Raw genomic sequence first — 23388 nt, forward strand, 5'->3', positions numbered from 1 at the left:
AATATATACGCCCTCCGACCGCCTGGCCGGAGGGTTTTTTATGATATTACCTATCTTATTCTGGGGCGTACACCTATACCCCTTGATCAATCAACATACCATGAGCCAGGAAGACGACGAACATCGGTTACGGGCACTCTTCGAAATGGCCACGGACGGTATCATCACGATGGGGGAACGGGGGGTAATAGAAACCGCCAACCGGGCGGCCTGCGAGCTGTTCGGGTATACGATCGGGGAGCTCCGGGGCCAGAAGGTCAATATGCTGATGCCGGAGCACGACCGAAAGCACCACGACGAGTACCTGGCGCGCTACCAACGGACGCGGGTGCCGCACATCATCGGTATCGGGCGGGAGGTGACCGGGCGCTGTAAGGATGGCCGGGAGTTCCCCCTGCGGCTAGCCGTGAGTGAGGTCAAGCTGGAAGGAGGGACCCTGTATACGGGCATCCTGCACGACCTGAGCGAGTTCCACCTGGCCCGCAAGCGCGTCGAAGACCTCAACCGCAACCTGGAGCAAAAGGTGATGGACCGCACGGCCGCCCTACATGAGCGGGAAGCCGAACTCAAGCTAGCCCTCGATAAAGAGCGACAACTGAACGAACTGAAGAGCCGCTTTCTCAGCATGGCCAGCCATGAATTCAAGACCCCCCTGAGTACCGTCCTGAGCTCGGCCGAACTCATCGAGCTCTATACCGAAACCGACCAACAGCATAAGCGCGCACGCCACCTGGACCGCATCAAAAGTGCCGTAGAGCAACTCACCGAAGTACTCAACGACTTCCTTTCCCTGAGCCGCCTGGAGCAGGGCGCTATCGTGCCCGAATTACGCCGCATTGATCTACGCGCCCTACTATCTACCTGTATCGAGCACAGCGAGGGTCAGCTCTATCCCGGTCAGTACGTGACGCTGGACCTGGTGGAAGACGACGATACGCAGCTGATCACGGACCCCAAACTACTGCGGCATGTCGTGACGAACCTGCTTTCCAATGCAGCGAAGTATTCTCCCGGCGAAGACGAGATCCTCCTGCAGAGTCGCACGCTCGGCACCAGCGTACAAATCAGTGTGACCGACCGCGGTATCGGCGTCGCGGAGGAAGACCGGTCTCGCGTATTCGATCGCTTCTACCGGGGGCATAATGTAGAAAATATTCAGGGCACCGGTCTGGGCCTCAATATCGTGGCACAGTACGCCGAGCTGCTGGGGGGGCATGTCTCCTTCACCAGTGCGTTGGGCCAGGGCACTACCTTCCTGATCGAGCTACCCCGCACTTCCTCAAATTGACCCATGGACAATCGACATGCTACGGTACTAATCATCGAAGACAACCAGGAAGTACGGGAAAACCTGGCGGAGATCCTCGACCTCTACGGCTACCGTACCCGCACCGCGGCTAATGGACTGGAAGGGGCGAAGCTGGCCATCGAGCACCTGCCGGACATCATCCTCTGTGACATCATGATGCCCGAACTCGACGGCTTCGGCGTGCTCAACCTGCTGGCCGGGAACGATCGCACCGCTGCCATCCCCTTCGTATTCATCACCGCCCGCACCGAGGCGGCGGACGTCCGCCGCGGTATGAACCTCGGAGCGGATGACTACATCACCAAACCCTTCTATAAGGATGAGTTGCTGCAGGTCGTCCGCACCCGACTGAAAAAGGCCGCCCTGCGCAGCGCAGAGGCCGCCGCCGAGTCCGTCCCGGCCGCCAGCCCTCCCCACCTCAGCGATCCCCAACGCGGTATGCGTAAGCTGGAAGAGGCCTTTGCGACATATGGTACTCAGCGCACCTACGGGGCCGGCGATACCCTGGTGCGGGAGGGGGAGTATCCCCACTGCGTGTACCGCGTGACGGAGGGCCGCGTCCACCTGAGCCGAACCCACGAGTACGGCCGCGACTACATCATCGCCGAGCTCGGCCCCGGGGAGCTCTTCGGCATCCCCTCCGTACTGGAGCGCAGCCCCCTGCACTACACCGCCCGGGCCGCGGCGTCCGGAGGCTGTACGTGTGTGCTGCTGCCTACGGCGCGTCTGCTTACGCTCATCAATACGGACCGCAGCGTCACCGAGGCGCTCATGCACGTGCTGGCCGGTCGTGTAGTACGCCACAGCGAGCACCTCGTCAACCAGGCCTACGACAGTGTCCGCCGCCGCACCGCCCTGGTGCTCTGTGACCTGAGCGAGCGATACGGCGATGAGCCTATCGTACTATCCCGCGAAGAGCTCGCCCAGATGGTGGGCTCCACCAAGGAAAGCGTGATCCGCGCCCTGTCCGACTTCAAGCGCGATCAGCTGCTGCAGACGGAGGGTCGGCTGATCCGTATCGTAGCCCCGAGCGCCCTGCGTAGTCTGCTGGTCTAAGCAGGGTGGCGCTAGAGGTTATGTCCCTCCTCCTCCGCCGGAGGGGGTGGCTCCGGACTGCCGAACAGAAGCAGTAGACCCCAGAGTGCCTCGGATACCGCATTGCCCTGGTCGTGCACCAGGCACTTATCCCTCGACTTCAGCGTCCGGTGGAAGGCCGCTACCTCCGCGTCCAGTGCCATGTGTGCGGCGGTGAAGGCCTGCGGATCCACCAATCGGTCGTAGTACAGGTAGTCGTCCGGCGTGTAACCCCGCACCTGCCGCCAGGTCGCCCGGGCATCGCGCCCGCAGTTGGCTACGGTCTGCCAGTCGAAGTGGCAGCCCTCGTGGCGCAGGATGTAGTCGATCTCCAGCCATACGGAGATGAAGTCGTGGATGCTCCCCACGTAAAGCTCGTGCAGGGAGGCCGCGTCGCCGGCCGCCAGTTCGTACACCGCCCGGTCGAGCTGCACCATGGCCTGGTCCAGGTCGCCTTCCTCGATCGAGGCATAGGCGTCCTGATAGGCACACTCCGCCAGATCGACGTGGTAGCGCATATCGTCCAGCTCCTGCTCCGACATCGGCCGGTACCACTGCCTGCGCAGTTGTCGGATACTGTGGTCGAGGGCCCTCACCTTATCCAGGCTACCGGCCTGATCGTCCCGCTGCAGGGCGTAGAGCAAGTCTACGTAAGCCTGCTCGGCAGCTATGCCCCGTTCTTCCTGATCGGGGGTGCAGGCCGGGAGCAGGCCGAGCAGTACGCCGAGGCTGGCCAGGAGAAAGAGATGGAACGTACGCTTCATGATGCCTGTGTTTCGGTCTGCTGAGTAGTGGATTTGGCCTGCGCAGCGGTAGAGTTGTGCAGTACGAGTAGCGGAAACCGGCTGCGCAGGGCCAGGTCCTGGGTGAGGGTGCGGCGCAGGATGGCCTGCCACCGGCTGCGGGTCTGATTGACGATCACGATCAGGTTGGCGTCGATCCGCTCGGCGTAGTCCAGGAGGCCGTGGCTAATGTCCTTGTCTTCCACCGAGACGACTTCGTAGGCATAGTCGGCACCGGGCTTAGCTTCCGTAAGCTCGTGCATCAGCTCCCAGGGGACGAACCGTAGGGGCAGGTCGCGGTCCGGCACTTCTACGTGCACGAAGTGCACCTTCGAGGCGTAGTATTCGGCTAGTCCCTCGAGTTGCCAGAGGGGGTAGGGGTCGGCCGTAGCGTGGTTGTTTGCCACCACCACATGGCGAAAGGGGCGGTAGCGGCAGTGGGGCGGCACCAGGTAGATGGGCCGGTCGCAGGCTTCGCTGACCGTAGTGGCCGTACTACCGAGCCACTTGCCCAGGAAGCCATCCGAACTCCGGGGGGGCATGACCACCATACTGATGTCGGCCTGGTGCGCCCGCTGGATGATGGCCGCCGCGGGGCTCATGCGCACCTCCACCTCATAGGTGACCTCCACGCCACAGGGCGGCTCTACGGAAGGGTAGCTGGGGCTTTCCGCCGTAGCGTAGGCAAACTGCCGCAGCCGCTCGAGGTGGCTGCCGTGGATCGTACCGTCCCCCCCGATGTACAGGGTGCCCCGGGGATCGATGGAGCCGCTGTAGTAGTGCGTGAGCACTACATCGAGCGTCAGTTCCTCGGCCAGGTGAAGGCCGAAGCGGTAGGCATTATGACAGGCTAAGCTAAAGTCGACAGGGATCAGTATGCGGGACATAGCAGACACGATTTTGGTGACCCTACAAAGGTGCGCTCAGGGGCCGCGGCCGCAGGTGCAAAGGATCAACTCCCACCATGATCTGCATCACCGCTGGCTGGAGGACGGACCCACACTTTTGGGCTACCAACCAACCGATCCCGTCCATGAAGACCATCACCTCCATCCTGGTACCCACTGACTTTTCCAAGGTGGCCCTGTCCGCCTACTGCTACGCCCTGCGCCTGGCCGACGCCCTGGACGCCAGTATCGACCTGATGTACAGCATTCCACCCACTACGACCAGCCCCGGCTACGGCACCTTCATCAATACCCTCACCAGCGTACTGCACGAAGAAGCACAGGGTGACCTTAATGCCTTTCTCCAGCAGGGCATCTCCCGGGTCAACGACTCGCTGCGTCACGTGCCCCGGGTATCGACCTACGTCAAGGTGGGTGATTTGCGCTTCGCCATCCGCCGCCACGTCGAGCAGGAACATAACCAACTCATCGTCATGGGCACCGCGGGGCGCCACGATGCCTGGGACGACTTCCTGGGCACCAACGCCTCCTACCTCGCCAGCCGAGCCCCCTGCCCCGTACTGGTCATCCCACCCGGCACGGTGTACAAGGATATCGAGTCCATCTGCTTTGCCACCGACCTCAACGACATCGGCACCTTTCAGGCCGGTAAGGTGCTGCGGGCCCTGCGCCCCTTTCAGCCTAAACTGGAATTTCTGCACATCCGTACGGACGACCAGGAGGTGACGGACTACAACGTCGACCTGCTGCGCGACGTCTTCGACCGGCCCGAGACCGGTATGCGCGCCAGCTTCACCAACCGGAAGGCCGAGGATGTCGTCGGGGCCATTTTCGCCTTCGCCTCCGAGCGCCACTGCGATCTGGTGGTGATGCACCGCCCGGACCGGCCCTGGTTCGAGCGCCTCCTCCGCAGGAGCAATACCGGAGAGGCCGTACAGCGCGCCCGCCTGCCACTGCTCATCATCCCGGCCCGGGACCTGGTCGCCACCGACTACCCCACGGAGGCCTCCGCCACCAAGCAACACAACACCTGAGCCCCATGCCCTGCACCCCCCAAGTACTCGCTACCGTCGACGCCTACTGGCGCGCCGCCAACTACCTCTCCGTAGGCCAGATGTACCTGCGCGACAACCCCCTGCTGCGCCGGCCCCTGCGCCCCACCGACCTCAAACCCACCCTACTGGGCCACTGGGGCACGGTACCGGGACAGACCTTCATCTACACCCACCTCAACCGGGCCATCGTGGCCCACGACCTCGACGTACTGTACGTATCCGGACCGGGCCACGGCGGGCAGGCCATGGTAGCCTGCGCCTACCTGGAGGGTACCTACTCCGAGGTGTATCCCGCCATCGGGCAGGACGAGGAGGGGCTCCGACGGCTCTTCACCCAGTATTCCTACCCCGGCGGCATCCCCAGCCACGTCTCCCCCGAGTGCCCGGGCTCCATCCACGAGGGGGGCGAACTGGGCTATTCGCTCAGCCACTCCTTCGGTGCCGCCTTCGATAATCCCGACCTGATCGTAGCCTGCGTGATCGGCGACGGCGAGGCCGAGACCGGCCCCCTGGCCACCTCCTGGCACGGCAACAAATTCCTCAACCCCATCACGGACGGCGCGGTACTGCCCATCCTCCACCTCAACGGCTACAAGATTGCCAATCCGACCCTGCTAGCCCGCATCTCCGAGCAGGAGCTCCACGATCTGCTGCGGGGCTATGGGTACATGCCCTACTTCGTCGAGGGCCATGATCCGGACACCATGCACCGTAAAATGGCCGATACCCTGGACCTGGTCATTCATCAGATAAGGGACGTCCAGCAGTACGCCCGCGCGCACAACGACCCCAGCCGCCCACCCTGGCCGATGATCGTACTGCGCACCCCCAAGGGCTGGACCGGCCCGGTAACGGTGGATGGTAAGCCGTCTACCGGCAGTTTCCGTGCCCACCAGGTGCCCATTCAGGTAGAACCCGCACGCTATGACCAGCTCGAGCACCTGGAGGGCTGGCTGCGCAGCTACCGACCGCAGGACCTCTTCGACCGCAGCGGCCGACTGCGGCCCGAACTGGCCGAACTGGCCCCTACCGGCACGCGCCGCATGAGCGCTAACCCCCACGCGAATGGGGGTCGCCTCCTGAAACCGCTGCGGATACCCGACTACCGGGAGTACGGCGTAGCCGTACCCACCCCCGGTGGCGTACGGGCGGCGGATACCCACGTGCTGGGGGCGTTTCTGCGCGACATCGTCCGGGAGAACGAAGCAGCACGCAACTTCCGCATCTTCGCCCCCGACGAGCTGCTTTCCAACCGGCTGAGCCCGGTGTTCGAAGTGACCGAACGACAGTGGATGCTGCGCCGGGAGATGCACGACGAGCACCTAGCCCCCGACGGCCGGGTGGTGGAGATGCTCAGCGAGCACCAGTGCCAGGGCTGGCTAGAGGGCTACCTCCTCACCGGCCGTCACGGACTATTCACCAGCTACGAGGCCTTCATTCACATCGTAGACTCGATGGTGAGCCAGCATGCCAAGTGGCTCAAGGTCACCGCCGAGCTGATCTGGCGCGCACCCATCGCCTCGCTCAACTACCTGCTGGCCTCCCACGTCTGGCAGCAGGCCCACAACGGCTTCACCCACCAGGATCCGGGCTTCATCGATCACGTAGTGAACAAGAAAGCCTCGGTAGTACGGGTGTACCTGCCCCCGGATGCCAACTGCCTGCTCTCCGTCTGGGACCACTGCCAGCGCAGTATGCACTACATCAACGTGGTCGTAGCCGGCAAGTACCAGGCCCCCCAGTGGCTGACGATCGACCAGGCCGCCGACCACTGCGCCCGGGGCATCGGCGTATGGCCCTGGGCCAGCTGCTCCCCCGACGTAGAGCCCGATCTGATCATGGCCTGCTGCGGCGACGTACCCACCCGGGAGACCCTCGCGGCGGTAAGCATCCTGCGCACCGCCCTGCCCGAGCTGAAGGTGCGGGTCATCAATGTCGTAGACCTGATGAAGCTACAGTCTCCCTCAGTCCACCCCCACGGACTGCCGGACGATGTGTTCGACGACCTCTTTACCACCGACAAGCCCATCATCTTCGCCTTCCACGGCTATCCCTTTCTGATCCACCGGCTCTGCTACCGCCGGACCAACCACGCTAACTTGCACGTCCATGGCTACCGGGAGGAAGGCACCATCACCACCCCCTTCGACATGACGGTGCTCAACGAGATCGACCGCTTCCACCTGGTCCGCAACGCCCTGAAGCGCCTGCCGGACCGGGGAGAAGCCGGCGACGAACTCGACCTGCACATGACCGAAAAGCTCATCCAACACCGGCGGCACATCCGCACCCACGGGGTGGATATGCCCGAGATCCGCAACTGGAGCTGGACCTCCGTTGCCCAACCCACCACCTTATGAGATACCCGACCTACCTCTACTGGATCGCCTCCGTCATCGCACTGGCCGTGATCCTGGCCATCTGGTACGATTATACCTACTCGATGGGCGTAGTAAAGGGCTACGAGATCAACGATGCCAGCCTCGACAAACGGTTGCTCGTAGCCACCCAGGAGAGCCCTTACAAACGGGTACTCACCCACCAGCTCATTGAACGCCTGGACACTGCGGCCCTCTACATCCGCGTCATCGACGTGACCCAGCTGCCGGACTACAAATGCTTCGAGATCGACGGCAGCTACGCCTACGACGCCATCGTGATCATGCACACCTGGCAGTACGGCGAACCCCCCACGGAGGTGACGGACTTCCTCCGCAGCGTCGAGTGCGACAACTCGGTGTTCCTGCTCACGACCTCCGGCTCCGGCACGGCGCGGGTACCGGATTACGACGGTCTGTCCTCGGCCTCCGTCCACTCCGCCCTGCCCGGCGAGTTGGAGGACATCGTCACCTGGGTCGACCGGCGACTCTGGTGGGCCACTCCACCGGAGGGCGCGGCCGCAGGTGCAAGGCAACAGTCGAAATAACCCGGCACCCGCGGCCCCGCCCCGTACGACCTACTACACCCTCCCGTGTAAGCCTAGCCACATGAACAATCGTTCCGTACTAACCCCCGGTACCGATCCGGATACCGCTTACCAGCTCCCGGTCGACCAGGCAGCCAGGCTACTGGGCAGCGCGGTGCCGGAAGGGCTCAGTGCGGCAGAGGCCCGGGAGCGCCTACTCCGGGTGGGGCCCAATACGGTACCCCTGCGCAGTGGCCCCGCCTGGTGGCTGCTCCTCCTGCAGCAGTTCTGGAGCCCCCTGGTAGCCGTATTGGCCGCAGGAGCGCTACTGGCCTTTGTCTACCACGACCGGGTCAACGCCTACGCCATCCTGGTGGTGCTACTCCTGAACGCACTGATCGGCTTTTACATGGACTACCAGGCCCGGCGGACCATCCGCGGACTGCAGGCACTGGAAGATCCGCTGGCCACCGTGTACCGGCAGGAGCAACTGCTGGAATGCCGGGCCGAGGAACTGGTGCCGGGCGACCTGATCCGGGTAGAGGCAGGGCAGCGGGTGCCGGCGGATGCCCGGGTGGTAGCGCACACCAACCTGGGAGTAGACGAAAGCAGCCTGACCGGAGAGAGTGGGACGGTAGCCAAACGAACCGAGCCCCTGCCCCGGGATACCCCACTGGCCGACCGCCGCAATATGCTCTTCACCGGTACGATCGTCACCCGGGGCTACGGTACCGCACTGGTCACGCAGACGGGCATAGCGACCGAGCTGGGCCGGGGCCTGCACCTGATGGATACCGTAGCGGAAGAAACCACGCCGCTGGAGCGCAAACTGGCCGCGCTCACCCACCGCCTCATCTGGCTCACCCTGGCACTGGCCGGCGTAGTGGTCGGGCTGGGTGCCTACCGGGGTATGGATACCTACCTGGTAGTGGAGACCGCCATCGCCCTGGCCGTAGCGGCGATCCCCGAAGGCCTGCCGGTGGTAGCCACCATCACACTGGCCATCGGGATGGCGCGGCTGGCGCGGCACAAGATCGTCATCAAGGAGCTGCGGGCGGTAGAGACCCTGGGGGAGACCCAGGTACTGGTGATCGACAAGACGGGCACCCTGACGGAAAATAAGCTGACGGTCGAGTCCGTGCTTCAGTGTGGACCGAAGCAGGGCAACGGGCAGGAGCACGTACCACCCGGGCTACGGCAACTGCTGCAGGTAGCCGTACGCTGCAACACGGCCGTTGCCGACGGGGAACACATGGTGGGCGACCCCCTGGAACTGGCGCTGCTGCAGTATGCCGAATCCGCAGGCGTAGCGGTAGCGGCTACCCGGGCGGAGGCCGAACTAGTGCAGGAGCAACCCTTCTCCAGCGAGACCCGCCGCATGGTCACGGTACACCGGCTGGTGACCGACGACGGACTGCCCCCCTACCTGACCGGAATGAAGGGGGCACCGGAGGCCGTACTCGAGCGGTGCACGGACTGCCTGCGGACTGACGGCAAGCTGGAGGTGCTCGACCCCGCCTACTGGCGGGCGCGGATCACCAAGGGGGCGGAGCGCGGACATAAAACGCTAGCCCTGGCCTACCGACGGCACGATACGCCGGAGGTGGCGCAGGAGCTGACCTGGCTGGGTCTGCTGTGGCTACACGATCCACCGCGGGTAGACGTAAAGCAGGCGATCGTGCAGTTCCGCACGGCCGGCATCCGGCTGGTGATGGCTACCGGAGATCACGCGGCCACGGCGCGGAGTATCGCACTGGCTACCGGACTGGTATACGACTCCGCAGCGACGGTGCTGACTGGTACCGAAGTGGAGGACTTACTGCGGGGGGACGGCAGTCGGGCAGCGCCCGCCGCGCTCTTCGCGCCCAGTATTTTTGCCCGCGTGAGCCCGGCGCAGAAGCTACAGATCCTCCACGCCTACCAGCAGCAGGGCTATACCGTAGCGATGGCCGGCGACGGGGTCAACGATGCACCGGCACTGCGCAAGGCCGCCATCGGCATCGCGATGGGGGAAGGGGGGTCGCAGGCGGCAAAGGCAGCGGCCGATCTGATCCTGCAGGATAACTCCCTGGCCAACGTCATCGAGGCCGTGCGGCAGGGGCGGGGCATCTTCGCCAACATCCGGCTCTTCACCGTCTACCTGCTGAGCTGCAACCTGGGGGAGCTTCTGGTAGTGGGCGGCGCGTTCCTCTTCGGCTTCGCCGGCCCGCTGGCGCCGGTACAGATCCTGTTTCTGAACCTACTTACGGATGTCTTCCCCGCCCTGGCGCTGGGCTTCACCCGGGGCGACCCGGATGCGCTCCGAAAGCCCCCCCGGGCCCGGGGCGAGGCGATCCTGACCCCCGCCCTGTGGCGGTCGCTGGCCCTGTATGCCGTGGCGATCGCCGGCTCCGTACTGGGAGGTGTAGTGATCGGGCAGCGCTTATTCACCCTCTCCCCGGCCGAGCAGAACGACCTGATGTTTTACGCCCTGTTCAGTGCGCAGCTGTGGCACGTCCTGTCTCTACCCGGGCCACGGGCGCACCTGCTCCGCCACCCCATCGTGCGCAATCCCTACCTGGGCGGGGCCGTCGTATTCTGCTTACTACTTACCCTGGCGGCCTATCTGATCCCGGTCACCCGCACGGCCATGCAGCTGGAAAGCGGACTCGACTGGCGGGTGCTACTTCTGGCGGTAGGGATCGGCGCGTTTCCCGTACTATTGATCCGGGTAGTCAGCCGAATAATTGCAGCAGCTACCCCAGACAGATCAAACTAGCCCGCGCACCCCGATCGGATTGACCAACTGCTCGACCACCGCTACCGGGCCTAGCGATCGAAGGGGATGATCAGCATGGGAACGGTACACCGCTTGACGAGCGGAGCCAGGTGGCCGGCCTCGAAGAGCCGTTCGAAGAAGCTACGCCGCTCACCCCCCAGCACCAGCAGGTTGATCCGTTCGCGCTCCGTATAGGCCAGTAGCTCCTCGGTGACCTTGCCGTGCGGCAGCGCATCGAATTTGTAGGTGTAGCTGGGAAAGTTGGCTCCGCAGGCCAGGTCGAGAAACTCGTCGTCCCGGCGCGCTTCCGTGAGGTGGTCCTGCTCCCGTACGTGTACGAAGTGCACTTCGGGGTGCAGCGCTTTGATGACACGGCGACTAAAGGCAGCCATCCGGCGAATATCGTCTACTCCGTCGAAGGCAATAGCCAGACGTTCCACTTGGGGGTAGCCGTACTCCTTCGGGATGAGAATAAGGGGGCAGCCACTGCGCAGCGCGAGCGTGCGGGCCACTCCCCCGAATATACCCGGGGGGTGCAGCCCCGCCCCGGCCCCTACGCCTCCCATGACGATGAGCGCTACATCTTCCTTGGTGCTTTCCCAGAGGATGGTCTGCGCAGCCGCGCCCTCCAGGGCGGCGGTCTTCACGTTCGGCAGCAGGTCGAGCCGCCCCTGGAAGGTGGATAGCACCGGCTCTACATTGCGGCGGGCGAAGTCGGTCAGCTGCTTGCCGATGCGTTCTTTCTCCAGCTCCCGCACCCGGTTGGAGATGGTCTGTGACGTACTCAGCATGGTATCGAATACGTGCACGATGTTCAGGTCTAGGTTCATGGTCTCGGCCAGGTAGGTGCCGAACCGCACGGCGGCGGCGGAGGTATCCGAGAAGTCTACGGGGACGATGATGCGTTGCATGCGTTGGTTAATTTATAGGCTCACCGTAGCCACGGGGTAGTCTACGGCTACGCTCAGGTACTGGATGAAGTGGTCACGGACCTCCTCGCTGGCCGCGGCCATGTAGCGGTGGTCCGCCTCGTGTAGCGCGGCGTCGAAGGCGTCGAGGGACCGGCTGAGCTGCAGACCGGCGTATTCGGCCGCGTTGCTGTTGCGCATCCGCCCCGGCAGGGTACGCTCGGCGTATACGGGTGGCAGCTGCTGAAAGCGCCTCCAGCTCCGGTAGGCGGTGCGGTAGGCATCTCGGTACTCATCCCATTCCAGCAAGCACATCATCTGGTCGTGACTGATCTCCTCTACCCACTCCCACTGCCGGTCGAAGGCGTAGAGCAGATCGGCCGGGTCATCGACCCCGTAGGCGGGCCGCAGCACGCTGAGCTGATCGCGTAGCTGGCGCAGCTGCCTACGGGCGCGGTACGGCTCCCCGTTAGCTACGGCATGCTGCAGGCCCTGCATCCAGAGATTCATGAGTCGTACCCCCTGACGTTCCGCCAGACTTAGTTCCGCAGACGAGTAGCTGCTCCGCAGCCGCTGGTAGCTGCGCGCTGCGGCCGCCGTGTACTCGCGCAGCACGTCCGGGTCGCCGCGCTCCAGGGCTACCCAGGCCACTAGGAGCTGGTGTTCCAGCGGGGCGGTATCCTGTAGTCGGTCGGGGGTACAGCCCAGCAGCAGAAGGAAGACTGGAAAGACCGTAAGCAGGACGAGCACGCGGAAGGAGAACATAGGGGGGGTAGATTATAGGGCTTGAGCCTCCTGGAGGATGAGCACCGGCACCGGTGAGGTGTACACGGACTTGCGGGTACAGGAGGGCATCATCATGCGGCTCAGCCAGGTCGACTGCCGGTGGATCAGCGCCACCAGGTCCACATCCGTCATACGGACGAACTCCCGGATCGCCCCCTCGGGCGTCTCCCCATCCGCCAGCTGGTAGAAATAGTCGTAGCGTACCTCGGCCAGCAGCTCCTTGAACCTGGCACTGGGTAGGGTAGACTCTTTCTTCTCCTGGTAATGAAAAACCTTGAGCTCGGTGGTGGCGTGATCGACCAGCTCGAAGAGGGGGTATAGGGTAGCGGCGCGCTGCGGCGCCCGCCGGTCGGCCGCCCACATCAGGTGCCGGGGAAAGGCGGGGGTGTAGGTAGCGGGTACGGCAATGATAGGCACGGTCACCTCGTCCATCAGCTCGGTCGTCGTGCTGCCGAAGATCTGCTCCGGCATGTAGTGTTCTCCCTGACAGCCCATCACCACCAGGTCGATCCCCTGCTTGAAAACGATGCGCTTCAGGCGGCTGGCCGGCATACCGAGCTGTACGTCGGTGTGTACTACCAGACCACCCTCTCGCAGGCGGCTGGCCCGCTCCTCGATGGCCGCCTCACCATCTTGGTACAGTTCGCTACTAATCTCACCGATCCGCATGGGGTCCATCGGCATGGCGTGGATGTAGGCCAGCGTAAGGGCCGCGTCGAACTCCGTAGCCAGCAGGCGGGCGTATTCCAGCGCATTGTCGGCGGCCTGGCTAAAGTCAGTAGGTACGAGTAGGTGGCGCATGGTGCTAGTAGTTTGCGTAGTTCTCAATGGGTACGATGAGTAGGGGTACGGGTATGGTGGTCAGCAGGGGGCTCACCTCCGAGCCTACGAACAGCCGCTCGAAGAAACTGCGCTGCCGCCGTCCTAGCACCAGCAGATCCACCTGCTGGGAGGCGACGTATTCGGAGAGCGCGTCCACCAGTTCCCCGGGGCGCAGCAGGTCCAGGGGAGCCGGATAGTCGGGGAAGCCGGTATCCTTTCTGTCCCGTTCGAGTACATCGTTAAGGTGTGACTCTCGCAGCGCATCGTCGTCCCTGACGTGCACGAAGCGCACGGACAGTCCGAGCGCCAGGCGGAGAAATTCTACCTCCCGGGCGATCAGTTTGAGGGGAGCCAGCTCACCGAAGGCCAGGGCCATTCGGCGTATCTCCGGCACGCCGTAGCCCTTGGGGATCAGCAGTACGGGGGCCTCACCCCGCAGCGCTACCGCACGCGCCACGCTGCCGTAGGTAAACTGCCTGGCCGGCGGAGCACTCGCACCCACCCCACCCATGACGATCAGCCCGACCGCCGTGTCCTTGCTCAGGCGCACGATCGTTTGCGGCGGAGCGCCGATGATGGCGTGCACCCCTACAATCTGGGATGCGTGGCCTTCTACCCCGGCGGATCCCGGTACGTGGGACCGCACGAACTCGTCCAACTGCCGCTGTACACTGAGCTGGGCGGTGACGCTGCCCCGCCCCTCGATCACTGGTGGATCGGTCTCGCTGAAGCCGTCGTAGACGTGAATGACCTCGAGTTGGTACTCGATGGCGTCTGCCAACTGTACCGCATAGCGCAGGGCGGCGGCGGAGGTGACCGAGAAATCAATGGGGACGAGCAGCTTGCGCATTGCAGTGGATTGGGAGGACACCACAAAGGTGGAGCTCGCACCCAGCCGTCATACTGACTTACATCATGGGCATACATGATCTACACCACCGCTAGTGCCACCGCACCTGCGGTCTCCACCCGACTGCCTACCTACTTACTCGCGAACGTCCGGTTGAGCAGCGCCGCCGCCCGGTAGCCGGCCGCACCGAGCCGCTCCTCCACGATGGGCAGGAAATCGTGCTGGTAATCATAGCCCAGATCCGGTAGCCCGCTCTCGCGGTCCGTGCGGTCGTAGAGGGTGTTGTAGATCAGCTCGCGGTAGTCGACGGACTCCTGCATCCACTGCGTGGGTGCATCGTCGGCCCACTCCTCCTGCCGGCCGCGGGTATGCATGCTCACGTAGGCGGCAAACTCGGTGAAGCTCAGCCGCTCCTGCTCGATGATCTGGGTGTCCCAGACGGAGTGCAGGTTATAGCGGTCGCCGAAGTAGAGTACCGTGATGCGGTTACCGCCCAGGTCGCGGTTCTTGCCCACGTGTAGCGGCATATGCACATCGGCTACGAAGTGGATGAGGAAGGCCAGGGCCGTAGCGTCCAGGGAGCCGGCCAGCGGCTCTACCCGGTGTTCCTCCATCAGCTGCGTCATACGCTGGCGGGCCGCGGCCTGTCCGTTCAGGATGTCGGTCATGAAGGTGATGGCCTCGTGGATATCGTTGATCTCGTCGTCCGCGGCGGTAGTGCGGGCTACGTCGGCGACGGTCTCGCCGGGCTGTACGGTCATGTAGTGCCAGGGGTGGGTAAAGTCCCAGCCCGACTCCGCGCGGATGTAGTCCGGCCAGGTGCTCACCTGCGAGAGGTAGTTGTCACCCAGCGCCGCATCGACCCGCTGGCGGGCCCCGTCGTTCAAGTTTTCGTAGCAGATATGGGCCACGATTCGGTGACCGTTAGCGCCCCAGGCGGATAGCCACTGGGGCAGGAAACATAGGAGAAGGACGGGGACAAGGGAGGCGGGAAGCATACGCATGGACCGAAGGTACGGCGGGCGGCGGAGCGGAGGCCCGCGCCACTTAACCCTAACACAGGGTTTGAAGGTATTGATTGAGATTTACGTTTCCCGCAAGACCCATCCGCTTACGCAGACGGTAGCGTTTATTCTCTACGCTGCGCACCGAAATGTGCAGGAGCGGGGCAATATCTTTGGAGCTCAGATCCATGCGCAGATAGGCCGCTAGCTGCAGATCACCGGAGGGCAAATTGGGATGGAGCTCTCTGAGTTGCTGGAGGAATTCCGCATGCACTTCGTTGAAATGAGACTCGAAGATGGCCCAGTCGTCCTCATTATTAAGGTTGCGATTAATGAGACGCAGCAACTTCTGCGGGTTGCCCCCGGCGGCATGTGCGCCTCCTGACCCGGTTAGTTCTTCTTTCAGGTTGAGCAGCATTTCATTTTTCTTAGCCAGGGTCAGCGTGGTGTTGGCCAATTCACGGCTTTTGCGACGGTTATCCGCTTCCAGTTGTTCGTTTTGGGTTTCGATCCGCTGCCGCTGCAGTTGTCGCTGCCTCACCACCTCAAGGTGTCGGCCCTGCCGGGCCAGCCGCTCATGGTGTGCCCGGTAGAGGAAGTATATTAGTCCCAGCAGCAGGACGGTGTAGATCAGGTAAGCGATGCTGGTACGGTACCAGGGTGGTAACACCCGCAGGTCGAGTGCAGCGACGGCGGCGTACCAATCGGCTTCTACTTCGTAGCGGTAGTTTCCTTCGGGAATATTCGTAAACTCCCGTACCCCCAGAACCGACCATTCCGACCACTCGTTGCTGAAGCCCAGCAGGCGGGATCGATAGTGCACCTCACGGTCCAGGGCCGGTAGCGCATAGGCAAACCGGACGTCGTTTTCCCGGTACGGAAGCACCAGTCGACCACCTTCGCTGTCTCGACCGTCCCCGGTCTCCACACTGAGGTACATCGGTAGGGATGGGTCCGCTACTGCCTCCGGTCGGTAAGTGGCGAACCCATCCTCGAGTCCGAGGAGGTACGTACTATCGTCGACCACCGTCAGGTACGGATAGCTACGCCGCAGACGTAGCGCGTAAGCGGCCAACTGTTGCCTACCCCGGTATACGGTAATCCGGTCCGGTCTCAGTACGAACCACTCCACCTCACCTGGTAGTACGTAGGTGGTCGGCGGTAAGGGTACGCCCCGGAAGGTGACAAGCCGGTTTAGGCGGCCATCGAGATAGTGAAATACGCCCTCATCGGTTTGTACCAGTAGCGTGTCACCGAAGCGCGCCAGTTGAGGGCGTACCAGATCGGGGGTAGAGAGCGTATCGATATGGCTTATTCGGCGCCAGTCATCGGATAGGGCGATCCGGAACGCCCCCCGTGCGCCGTGCAGGGCCAGCAGCTCCCGCGTCCCCGTGAGGGCAATGTATCGGATGGGCCCCAGTAGTCCTTCCAGACGGACTTCGGCACCTGCGTCCCTGCCGTCGAGGTCCAGCAGACTCAGTCCAGTGTACGTAGCCTGTAGCACACGGCTACTGTCTCCTGGCAGGAACAGCGTCTGCCAGCCCCCCGATCGATCCGAAATCTTGCGTGCCCGGTCGCCTTCCACCATGAACGTACCGTCGTTATGACCGCACAGAAGCCCGTAGGGGGTCGGCCGAAGTTCCCAAACCTGACCGGCGGTACCCGCAACCAGGGAATAGCGTGCTGCTTTGGAGTCGTACCGATAGAGCCCCTGGTTAGTACCGAGGTAGATATACGGCCCGTAGTGAGCCGCGGCGTAGACTGCCCCGATGGGGTGGGTTCCGGACTGGTAGAAGCGCAGTGGCTCACTCCGCGCGATTAGATCGAGGCCCCGGTCAAGGCCCGCCCATAGGTTGCCGCTACGGTCTTCGAAGAGTGAGAGTACAGTGTTATTACTCAGTCCGTTACCGAAGCGGAGCTGGTAACTGAGGACACCCGCCGCGGTGAAGACGTAGACGCCGTTAACGATAGTCCCCACCGCCACCCTTCCGTCGCGCAAGCTGATCAGGCGGTTGATCTGCTGGCCGGTCAGTAAGCTGTCGGCCGCGGACGACCACGGGTGCAGCCCCCCGTCACGGTACCGATAAATGCGGTCTTCCGTAGCTACCAGGAGATGATCCGCCGGGCCGGCCAGACCGACGATTGGCTGACCACTGGGATCGCTGCCGGGTAGGAGTGTGCCCGGCCCCTTCGCCGACCGTTCCACGATGCCCTTTCCGGTGATGGGTAGCAGCAGCCGGTCGTTCACGCCGTGGGCGAACATGATACTGCCGGGTAGCTCGGTACGCAGGCTATCACCCTCTAGCCAGTAGAGGTGAGAAAAGGATTGAAATGCCACGGTACTATCCGCCAGCGGCACGATGTTCCAGATCTCCTCTCCGCGGTCGCGGATGGGAAGTCGGGCTGACAGGGAAACATACGCACCCAGCCGGCCCGCCCGCTGCGGGAAGTAGCCAAACTCTCCGTAGCCACCGACGTAGAGCCGGCCGTCTGCCCACGCCACCGTGCGTACGGTAGGGCGGGCCGGAAGCTGATGTATGCTCCAGTTCAGGCCATCGAACCGCAGCACCCCCCCGGAATTGGCTACGTACATAACGCCGTCGGGAGACTGCGTGAGGTCCCAATTTTGGTTCTCGCCTCCGTAGTCGACCTCCGAAAAGCCCCGCACGCGGGGGGTGAGCGCACTATACGCCGCCGCCGCCCCGGTATCTTGCGCCGCTATCGGATAGCAGGTGATCGAAAGCATGAAAAGAAGAAACCAAGGCCGCATACCTAGCATATGGAGGAACCAAGGTACAGCCTGATCGGCGGTTTGCCCGGGCTCCCCCACAAACGCACCTACCGCTTGGTTACCGTGGCTCGACCGACCATCTGGTCGGCACCATCCCGGGCAATAAGCAGGTAAACACCTCCCTTCAGCGATTCCAATTCCCAGCGAATCTTTGCGCCTGCTTGCTCAACCTTCAACTCTTGGATGGGCTGACCGAGCATATTAACCAGAGTGAACCGGACCGCCTCGATGGGCGATTCGATAACTAGCTCACGCCCTATGGGATTGGGATAGACACGCAATGCCTCCACCGCTACGACCTCGGGCCGGGCAGCGGCGGGGGCGAGCCGGGCTGCTGACGCAGCTCCGCAACTACTACTACCGACCGCTAGGTTGTCAAAGTAGGATACCTGGTCGGTAGTAGGTACCGCCGTACTGTTCAGGATCAGGGTGACGCGCCGGTACTGTATATCAACAACGGCGGGCCGGAGGTCGAACGTCAATCGCTGCCACGTCCCCGGGGTGGTGTAGGAAGCGGCAATATCGCCGGTTGCGGTGGGTGCACGGTCTCCCCCTTCTAGTTTCAGCACGACGGTGCCGGCTTGCGGCATCCACACGTCCAGCGTGGCAGTTTTGTCATCGGCGGAGACGGTCACGGGCTTGTTTAGTACCAGCCCCAGGCCGGCGAAGGGTTGTGCCCCCTCGGCGGCCTCCTGGAACACGCCCACGTTATCGCTCGAGTTGACGGCATTCTTTGCCGGGTTAGCAACCACAACCAGGCCGGTACCGTCAAATGAGCCGTTGGCGAAGTAGGCACCGGACACCGGTGTGCCTTCGGTAGTCTCCAGATCGATGACGCACTCATCCTGATAGACTGGTTGGGTAAACCGCAAATTGTCGAAGAGATAAGTGTCGACGGTCGCATTGTCCTGACCGGCTCCAAAGAAGAGCACCAGTCGCGTATACCCCACCCCGGCGGCGGAGCTTACATCTACCGTATAGCGCTGCCAGGTGTCAGTGATCGAGACTTCCCGCGAGAACTCGACGGGCGCCAGTGGCTCTCCGTCGGGTGCCTCCCCTTCGAGTTTGAAGAGCACCGTACCGGATGTGGGTACGCGGAGGTCTACCGACAGTTGGTTAGTGACCGCGAGGTCGACGGGTCTACCCAGGTCGATCACCAGGGCATTGAAGGCACCGGGCTGATCGTCGAAGGCACCAACTTTAGAGCTTCGGTTGCCGGACCCAGCAGTGGCGTCCGGGTTTCCAACTACCTCCAGAAATTCGCTTCCAATGGTATAGATCGCGTTGCGCTGGCACTCGAAGTCGTCCAGAAACGTAGGGTCTACAGGAGTACCCGCGCACTCACCAGCTGGGCGAGAGATGAGGTTATCGAAGAGGTAGGTATCGCTGCTGCCCGCTACGCCCGGGTCAAAGAAGAGGATGACGTCTGTCAGCCCCGAATAACAGGCTGCATCCAAGAAGTCGAAGGTGTAGGTCCGCCAGCCACCGGTGGTGAGGTTGACACTCCGCTCGACGGACTGTCCTCCCCCCTCCAGCTTCATCAACAGCCGCGTGGGCACGCTGCTATTTACCTGGATGGAAAACTGATTATTAGTACTCAGGTCGAAGGCTTGCGGCGACCGGGCCAGGAAAAGGCTATAGGCCGTGCCCGCACCCTTCTGGTAGGCCCCGACCCATTCGCTGGCGTTAGCGCCACCGCGGTCGGGGTTGAGCACCGGCCCGCCATAGCTACCATCGAATGCCTGCCAGGCCAGGTCGGCGGTACCACCTTCGAAGTCTTCCAGCATGGTGGGGCTGCTCGTTACGGGGGTAGGATCGGTATCGGGTACGAAGCCCAGCGCATCCAGGGCGGGAGCGATTTCCGGGCTGGACATAAACAGTTCCCAGAGCATTCCGCTGCGGTAGTTTTCGATCATATCGACAATGGGCCCCTGGTCGATGGCGAGGTAGCTGTCAGCATACCAATCCTCCCGGGGGTTAAAGGCGTCGTAGAAGCCGTACGAGCCCCAGAGGTCTTCCCCCAGATCCCGGTAGAAGTGCTTAAGCGCGGCCATACTTTGCTCCGGGGTATAGGGTATACTGCTCAGCGCGGCGGTGGGCGTAAGGGTACCGTTATCGGTAAAGTCGCTGTCCGGGGCATGGGCTAGGTAGCCGACCAGGGGGTCGTCGCTGGCGGTCAGTCCCCAGGCATCGGTACCATAGCCTTCGTGGCCATAGGGGTTATCGAGGGCGTGGCGGTAGTTGATCAGGGTCTGGTTGGTGTTCCGCTCGAAGTAATTGACGTAGCGATCGCGTTTTCCGCGGGGGTCGAAGCCTAAGTAGCTGTAGTGGCTGAAGAAGAGCGGCCCACCCTTGCCCTCGCCCACTAGAAGGGGGATGCCATAAAAGCAGGCATCGGTCTCGTACGGTGCGGGGGTGACGTTAGCGGTATCGGCCCATCCGCTGTGGTAGAGAGCGGCGGGAATTCGGTGAGCGGGGTTAGGTGCGGCGGCGGCCAGGATGTAAACGATCTGCGCCTCGTTGAAGCCGCGCAGAGGCAGGTCCATCTGAAAATCGAAATTATCGGAGTAGTGCCAGTACAATACACCTTCGTCGCCGGGCTTGCGGTAGCCGTTCCAGTCTACGGCCTCCCAGAGTCGGTTAATCTTGTCACGTAGTTCCGTCTCCTCTTTCGTATGACGATTGAAGTACTGCCGGGCCGTCAGTAGCCCCTGCATCAGGAAGGCGGTTTCGACCAGGTCGCCACCGTCGTCCTTCGGACTGAACGGTACGACGGCACCGGTATCTCCATCTAACCAGTGAGAAAAAGCCCCCTTGAAGGTAGGCGCCTTCTTTAAAAAATTGACGATCTTATTGGTTTGCTTAAAGGCAGCCTCCCGGGTAATGAAGCCGCGCTCGCTGCCTACAATCATTGCCATCACTCCAAAACCAGTACCGCCGGTAGTGACTGGGCTCGGCACGTTGCGCTCCCGGGCTAGGCCGGAAGCCGGGTCGGCAAAATCGGTGAAGTACCGCAGGGTGTACTCCTGCACCATCGTCAGCAGTTCCTCATCACTCATCTCCCGGGTCGTAGCCGTCACAACGCGCGAAGGCTTACCGGTCTTCCCGCCTTTAGTAATGGTCTGGACGTAGTACCGGCCGGTAATACCAAAATCACCCAGGAAGTCTACGAACCGATGGTCCGCATCAAAGCCCCGGTTGCTTACGGTACCTCGCAGGGTGAACGCACCACCATCCGTTGCTCCGTAGACGCGTACGCTGTCGGCATTTCCGACGCCGTCCTTTTTCCACCGCACCTCGATGTGGTGGTCGTAGCCGACGGCGGTCAGGTCGTTGACCGGTCTCACCTGAGCGGTGAGCGTCTGTCCGGCCAGCAGCAACAGCAGCAGCAGCGGTAGGGTATGATACGAGTAGCGTAGAAAACTGTACATGTGTTATCGACTTTATCTTATGTGGAAGGCAGCACGCTGCGCAATACCCCCAAAGTTGAGTCGATCGGCTACGGAATGCCAAGAAATTCACCTCGTCACGACCACATCACTACCCGAATATCAAGCAATTACAGGGCCTTCAGCACGCTATCCATGGAAAAGCCCACCACCGATCGGCCGCTGCCGGGGGTCGTACCGGTCAGCTTGCCAGTCCACTTTCGCGGTCCGTGCGGTCGTAAACAGTAGTGTAGATCAACTCGCGGTAGCCGACGGATTCTTGCATCTACCGCGCGGGACATCGCCGGCCCACCCATCCTCCCGGTCGCGGGTATGCGTAATTACATAGGCGATGAATTCAGTGAAGCTCAACCGCTCCTCCGGCCGGTACATCCATTACACTCAGTACCCATCATTCTGCACCAACTCCGCGTTGCGCTGCAACTCCTGCTGCGGCAGGGGGAGCAGCAGGTGCTTCGCCTCGAAGGTCTGCCCCCAGGTATTCTTGTGTCCTATGAGCGGCACGAAGTCGATCTCCCCACCCGCGCTCGTCTCCGGATAGGTACGCGTGCGCACCATGTCGAACCACAGCTTGAAGTCGAAGACGAGCTCGCGGAAGCGCTCCTTCCAGACCTCCTCGACGAAGGCATCGACCGACAGGCCAGACAGCGCGCCACTGATCTCATCCGCCGACTGTCGGTAGTACGCACGGCTCCTGACCTGGGTGAGGTAATCCACGGCCTCGGCGGTCACACCCTCAGAGCGAGCAATCGCCTCAGCGGCGATCAGGAGCACCTCGGCGTAGCCGTAGGCCTTGACCTCCAGCTCGGAGATGGCCGATTCGAATACCGCCACGTCATCGTGCCAGATGTAGGGCGTGTACTGGAAGTCGACCTCCTGGCCCTGCGCGTCCGTAAGTTGGAAGTGAAAAAACTGGCGGTTCTGAATGCGCAGGTCCTCGTCCGGGTCGTAGCCGCGGATGAACTCATCGCGCGGCTGGTACGCCCCGTTGTTGATCACGAACTGGATCTCGCCGTCGCTGGTAGTGCCCCGGGTCAGCGGCACGGGGTAGCTGTACTCCGGGTAGCCGGAATTACTGATGCCGATCGTAAACTCGATGGGGTAGATGAACTCGGTGGTCAGCGCCTCCTGCCGGCGCAGCTTGTTGTAGGCACTATTGTCCAGGTCTAGCTCGCCGCCGGCGGTGTAGCTGTGCTCGGCCAGCGAGTGGCTCCCCCCGTTGATGACCCGGCGGGCGGCGGTAGCGGCGGCGGCGTAACTATCGTTCTGCACCGGAAAGCCGCTGCGGGTCAGCTGTACGTCGGCTAGCAGGGTAGCCGCGGCGGCCCGGGTGACCCGGTAGCCGTTGTCTACCATATTGGTGGTGGCCAGTCCCGCATCGTTGACGGCAAAGTCCAGGTCGGCCACGATCTGGGTATACACGTCAGCGACCGGGTCGCGGCTGCGGTAGATGTCGTTCAGCGACTCGTAGGGCTCCACGATCAGCGGCACGTCGCCGAAGTAACGCACCAGCGTGAAGTAGGCCCAGGCCCGGAAGAAGCGCGCCTCACCGAGCAGACGGTCGTTTTCGGCCTGCGACAGACCCGGGGTAGTGGGGATGTATTTGATGGCATTGTTGGCCCGGCCGATGGCGCGGTACATCTGCGACCACAGCCCGTTCAGGAATCCGTCGGAGTTGATCGCGTTCACGCTGAGCTGCTGCGCAAACTGGATGAAGGGCTCCTGCCCCTTGTACTCGTTGTCGAAAAAGCCCGACAGGTAGGCCTCGTACATGATCTGCCGGCCGGAGTACACCCCGCCGTTCATGTACATCGCCGGCGCACCGTCGCGGTACAGGGCGTTGACGGCGTTTTGCGCGTGCGCAGGTTCGGTGAAGAACTGGTTGAGGCTGATCTCGTCCCGCGGCGTTTCGTCCAGGAAGTCATTACAGGACAGGGCCGCAAGGCTCAGCAAAAGAAGCGCGAGACAGGTAGTTGGATTAGGCATG

At 62.7% G+C, this 23388-nt stretch carries 16 protein-coding genes; 6 read left to right on the top strand and 10 right to left on the bottom strand.

Features of this window, described 5'->3' with window-relative positions; genetic code table 11:
• Positions 1-82 precede the first annotated feature (82 nt).
• On the top strand, positions 83-1288 hold the full coding sequence (locus tag MJQ68_RS09105) for a PAS domain-containing sensor histidine kinase (protein ID WP_238750738.1): 1206 nt from the start codon (positions 83-85) through the stop codon (positions 1286-1288).
• A 3-nt stretch (positions 1289-1291) separates the two neighbouring features.
• Positions 1292-2365: a response regulator gene (locus MJQ68_RS09110; RefSeq protein ID WP_238750739.1), complete on the top strand. Its 1074-nt coding sequence runs from the start codon at positions 1292-1294 to the stop codon at positions 2363-2365.
• A gap of 11 nt (positions 2366-2376) precedes the next feature.
• On the opposite strand, the gene MJQ68_RS09115 is transcribed toward MJQ68_RS09110, so the two are convergent.
• Positions 2377-3147 (bottom strand): hypothetical protein, encoded by a 771-nt coding sequence (locus tag MJQ68_RS09115; RefSeq protein ID WP_238750741.1) that lies wholly within the window; start codon positions 3145-3147, stop codon positions 2377-2379.
• Positions 3144-4052 carry a universal stress protein gene (locus MJQ68_RS09120; protein ID WP_238750742.1) on the bottom strand — a complete coding sequence of 303 codons (909 nt, stop codon included), beginning with the start codon at positions 4050-4052 and terminating at the stop codon, positions 3144-3146. The genes MJQ68_RS09115 and MJQ68_RS09120 overlap by 4 nt, the downstream gene beginning before the upstream one ends.
• A 146-nt stretch (positions 4053-4198) precedes the next feature.
• Here MJQ68_RS09120 and MJQ68_RS09125 point away from each other — a divergent pair, with 146 nt between their 5' ends.
• The 4 genes from MJQ68_RS09125 (at position 4199) to MJQ68_RS09140 (ending at position 10791) form a co-directional block, all read left to right on the top strand.
• A complete protein-coding gene (locus MJQ68_RS09125; RefSeq protein ID WP_238750743.1) occupies positions 4199-5107 on the top strand; it encodes a universal stress protein in 909 nt (302 codons plus the stop codon).
• Positions 5108-5112: 5 nt separating this feature from the next.
• Positions 5113-7488 carry a phosphoketolase family protein gene (locus MJQ68_RS09130; RefSeq protein ID WP_238750744.1) on the top strand — a complete coding sequence of 792 codons (2376 nt, stop codon included), beginning with the start codon at positions 5113-5115 and terminating at the stop codon, positions 7486-7488.
• Positions 7485-8054 (top strand): hypothetical protein, encoded by a 570-nt coding sequence (locus tag MJQ68_RS09135; protein WP_238750745.1) that lies wholly within the window; start codon positions 7485-7487, stop codon positions 8052-8054. The genes MJQ68_RS09130 and MJQ68_RS09135 overlap by 4 nt, the downstream gene beginning before the upstream one ends.
• Positions 8055-8115: 61 nt before the next feature.
• Complete coding sequence (locus tag MJQ68_RS09140; protein ID WP_238750746.1) at positions 8116-10791, top strand: cation-translocating P-type ATPase; 2676 nt, start codon at positions 8116-8118, stop codon at positions 10789-10791.
• 50 nt (positions 10792-10841) lie between these two features.
• On the opposite strand, the gene MJQ68_RS09145 is transcribed toward MJQ68_RS09140, so the two are convergent.
• The 8 genes from MJQ68_RS09145 to MJQ68_RS09180 form a co-directional block, all read right to left on the bottom strand.
• Positions 10842-11702: a universal stress protein gene (locus tag MJQ68_RS09145; RefSeq protein ID WP_238750747.1), complete on the bottom strand. Its 861-nt coding sequence runs from the start codon at positions 11700-11702 to the stop codon at positions 10842-10844.
• Between the two features lie 12 nt (positions 11703-11714).
• A complete protein-coding gene (locus MJQ68_RS09150) occupies positions 11715-12464 on the bottom strand; it encodes a hypothetical protein (protein ID WP_238750749.1) in 750 nt (249 codons plus the stop codon).
• Positions 12465-12476: 12 nt separating this feature from the next.
• Positions 12477-13286 (bottom strand): universal stress protein, encoded by an 810-nt coding sequence (locus MJQ68_RS09155; RefSeq protein WP_238750750.1) that lies wholly within the window; start codon positions 13284-13286, stop codon positions 12477-12479.
• A 4-nt stretch (positions 13287-13290) separates the two neighbouring features.
• Complete coding sequence (locus tag MJQ68_RS09160; protein ID WP_238750752.1) at positions 13291-14157, bottom strand: universal stress protein; 867 nt, start codon at positions 14155-14157, stop codon at positions 13291-13293.
• A gap of 131 nt (positions 14158-14288) precedes the next feature.
• On the bottom strand, positions 14289-15161 hold the full coding sequence (locus MJQ68_RS09165; RefSeq protein WP_238750753.1) for a S1/P1 nuclease: 873 nt from the start codon (positions 15159-15161) through the stop codon (positions 14289-14291).
• 49 nt (positions 15162-15210) lie between these two features.
• Positions 15211-17907 carry a two-component regulator propeller domain-containing protein gene (locus MJQ68_RS09170; RefSeq protein WP_238750754.1) on the bottom strand — a complete coding sequence of 899 codons (2697 nt, stop codon included), beginning with the start codon at positions 17905-17907 and terminating at the stop codon, positions 15211-15213.
• Between the two features lie 92 nt (positions 17908-17999).
• Positions 18000-21383: a glucoamylase family protein gene (locus MJQ68_RS09175; protein ID WP_238750755.1), complete on the bottom strand. Its 3384-nt coding sequence runs from the start codon at positions 21381-21383 to the stop codon at positions 18000-18002.
• A gap of 399 nt (positions 21384-21782) precedes the next feature.
• On the bottom strand, positions 21783-23387 hold the full coding sequence (locus tag MJQ68_RS09180) for a RagB/SusD family nutrient uptake outer membrane protein (protein WP_238750756.1): 1605 nt from the start codon (positions 23385-23387) through the stop codon (positions 21783-21785).
• Between the last annotated feature and the right edge of the window lies 1 nt (position 23388).

Origin of the sequence: Neolewinella maritima (assembly GCF_923081025.1) — a bacterium.
Taxonomy (GTDB): Bacteria; Bacteroidota; Bacteroidia; order Chitinophagales; family Saprospiraceae; genus Neolewinella; species Neolewinella maritima.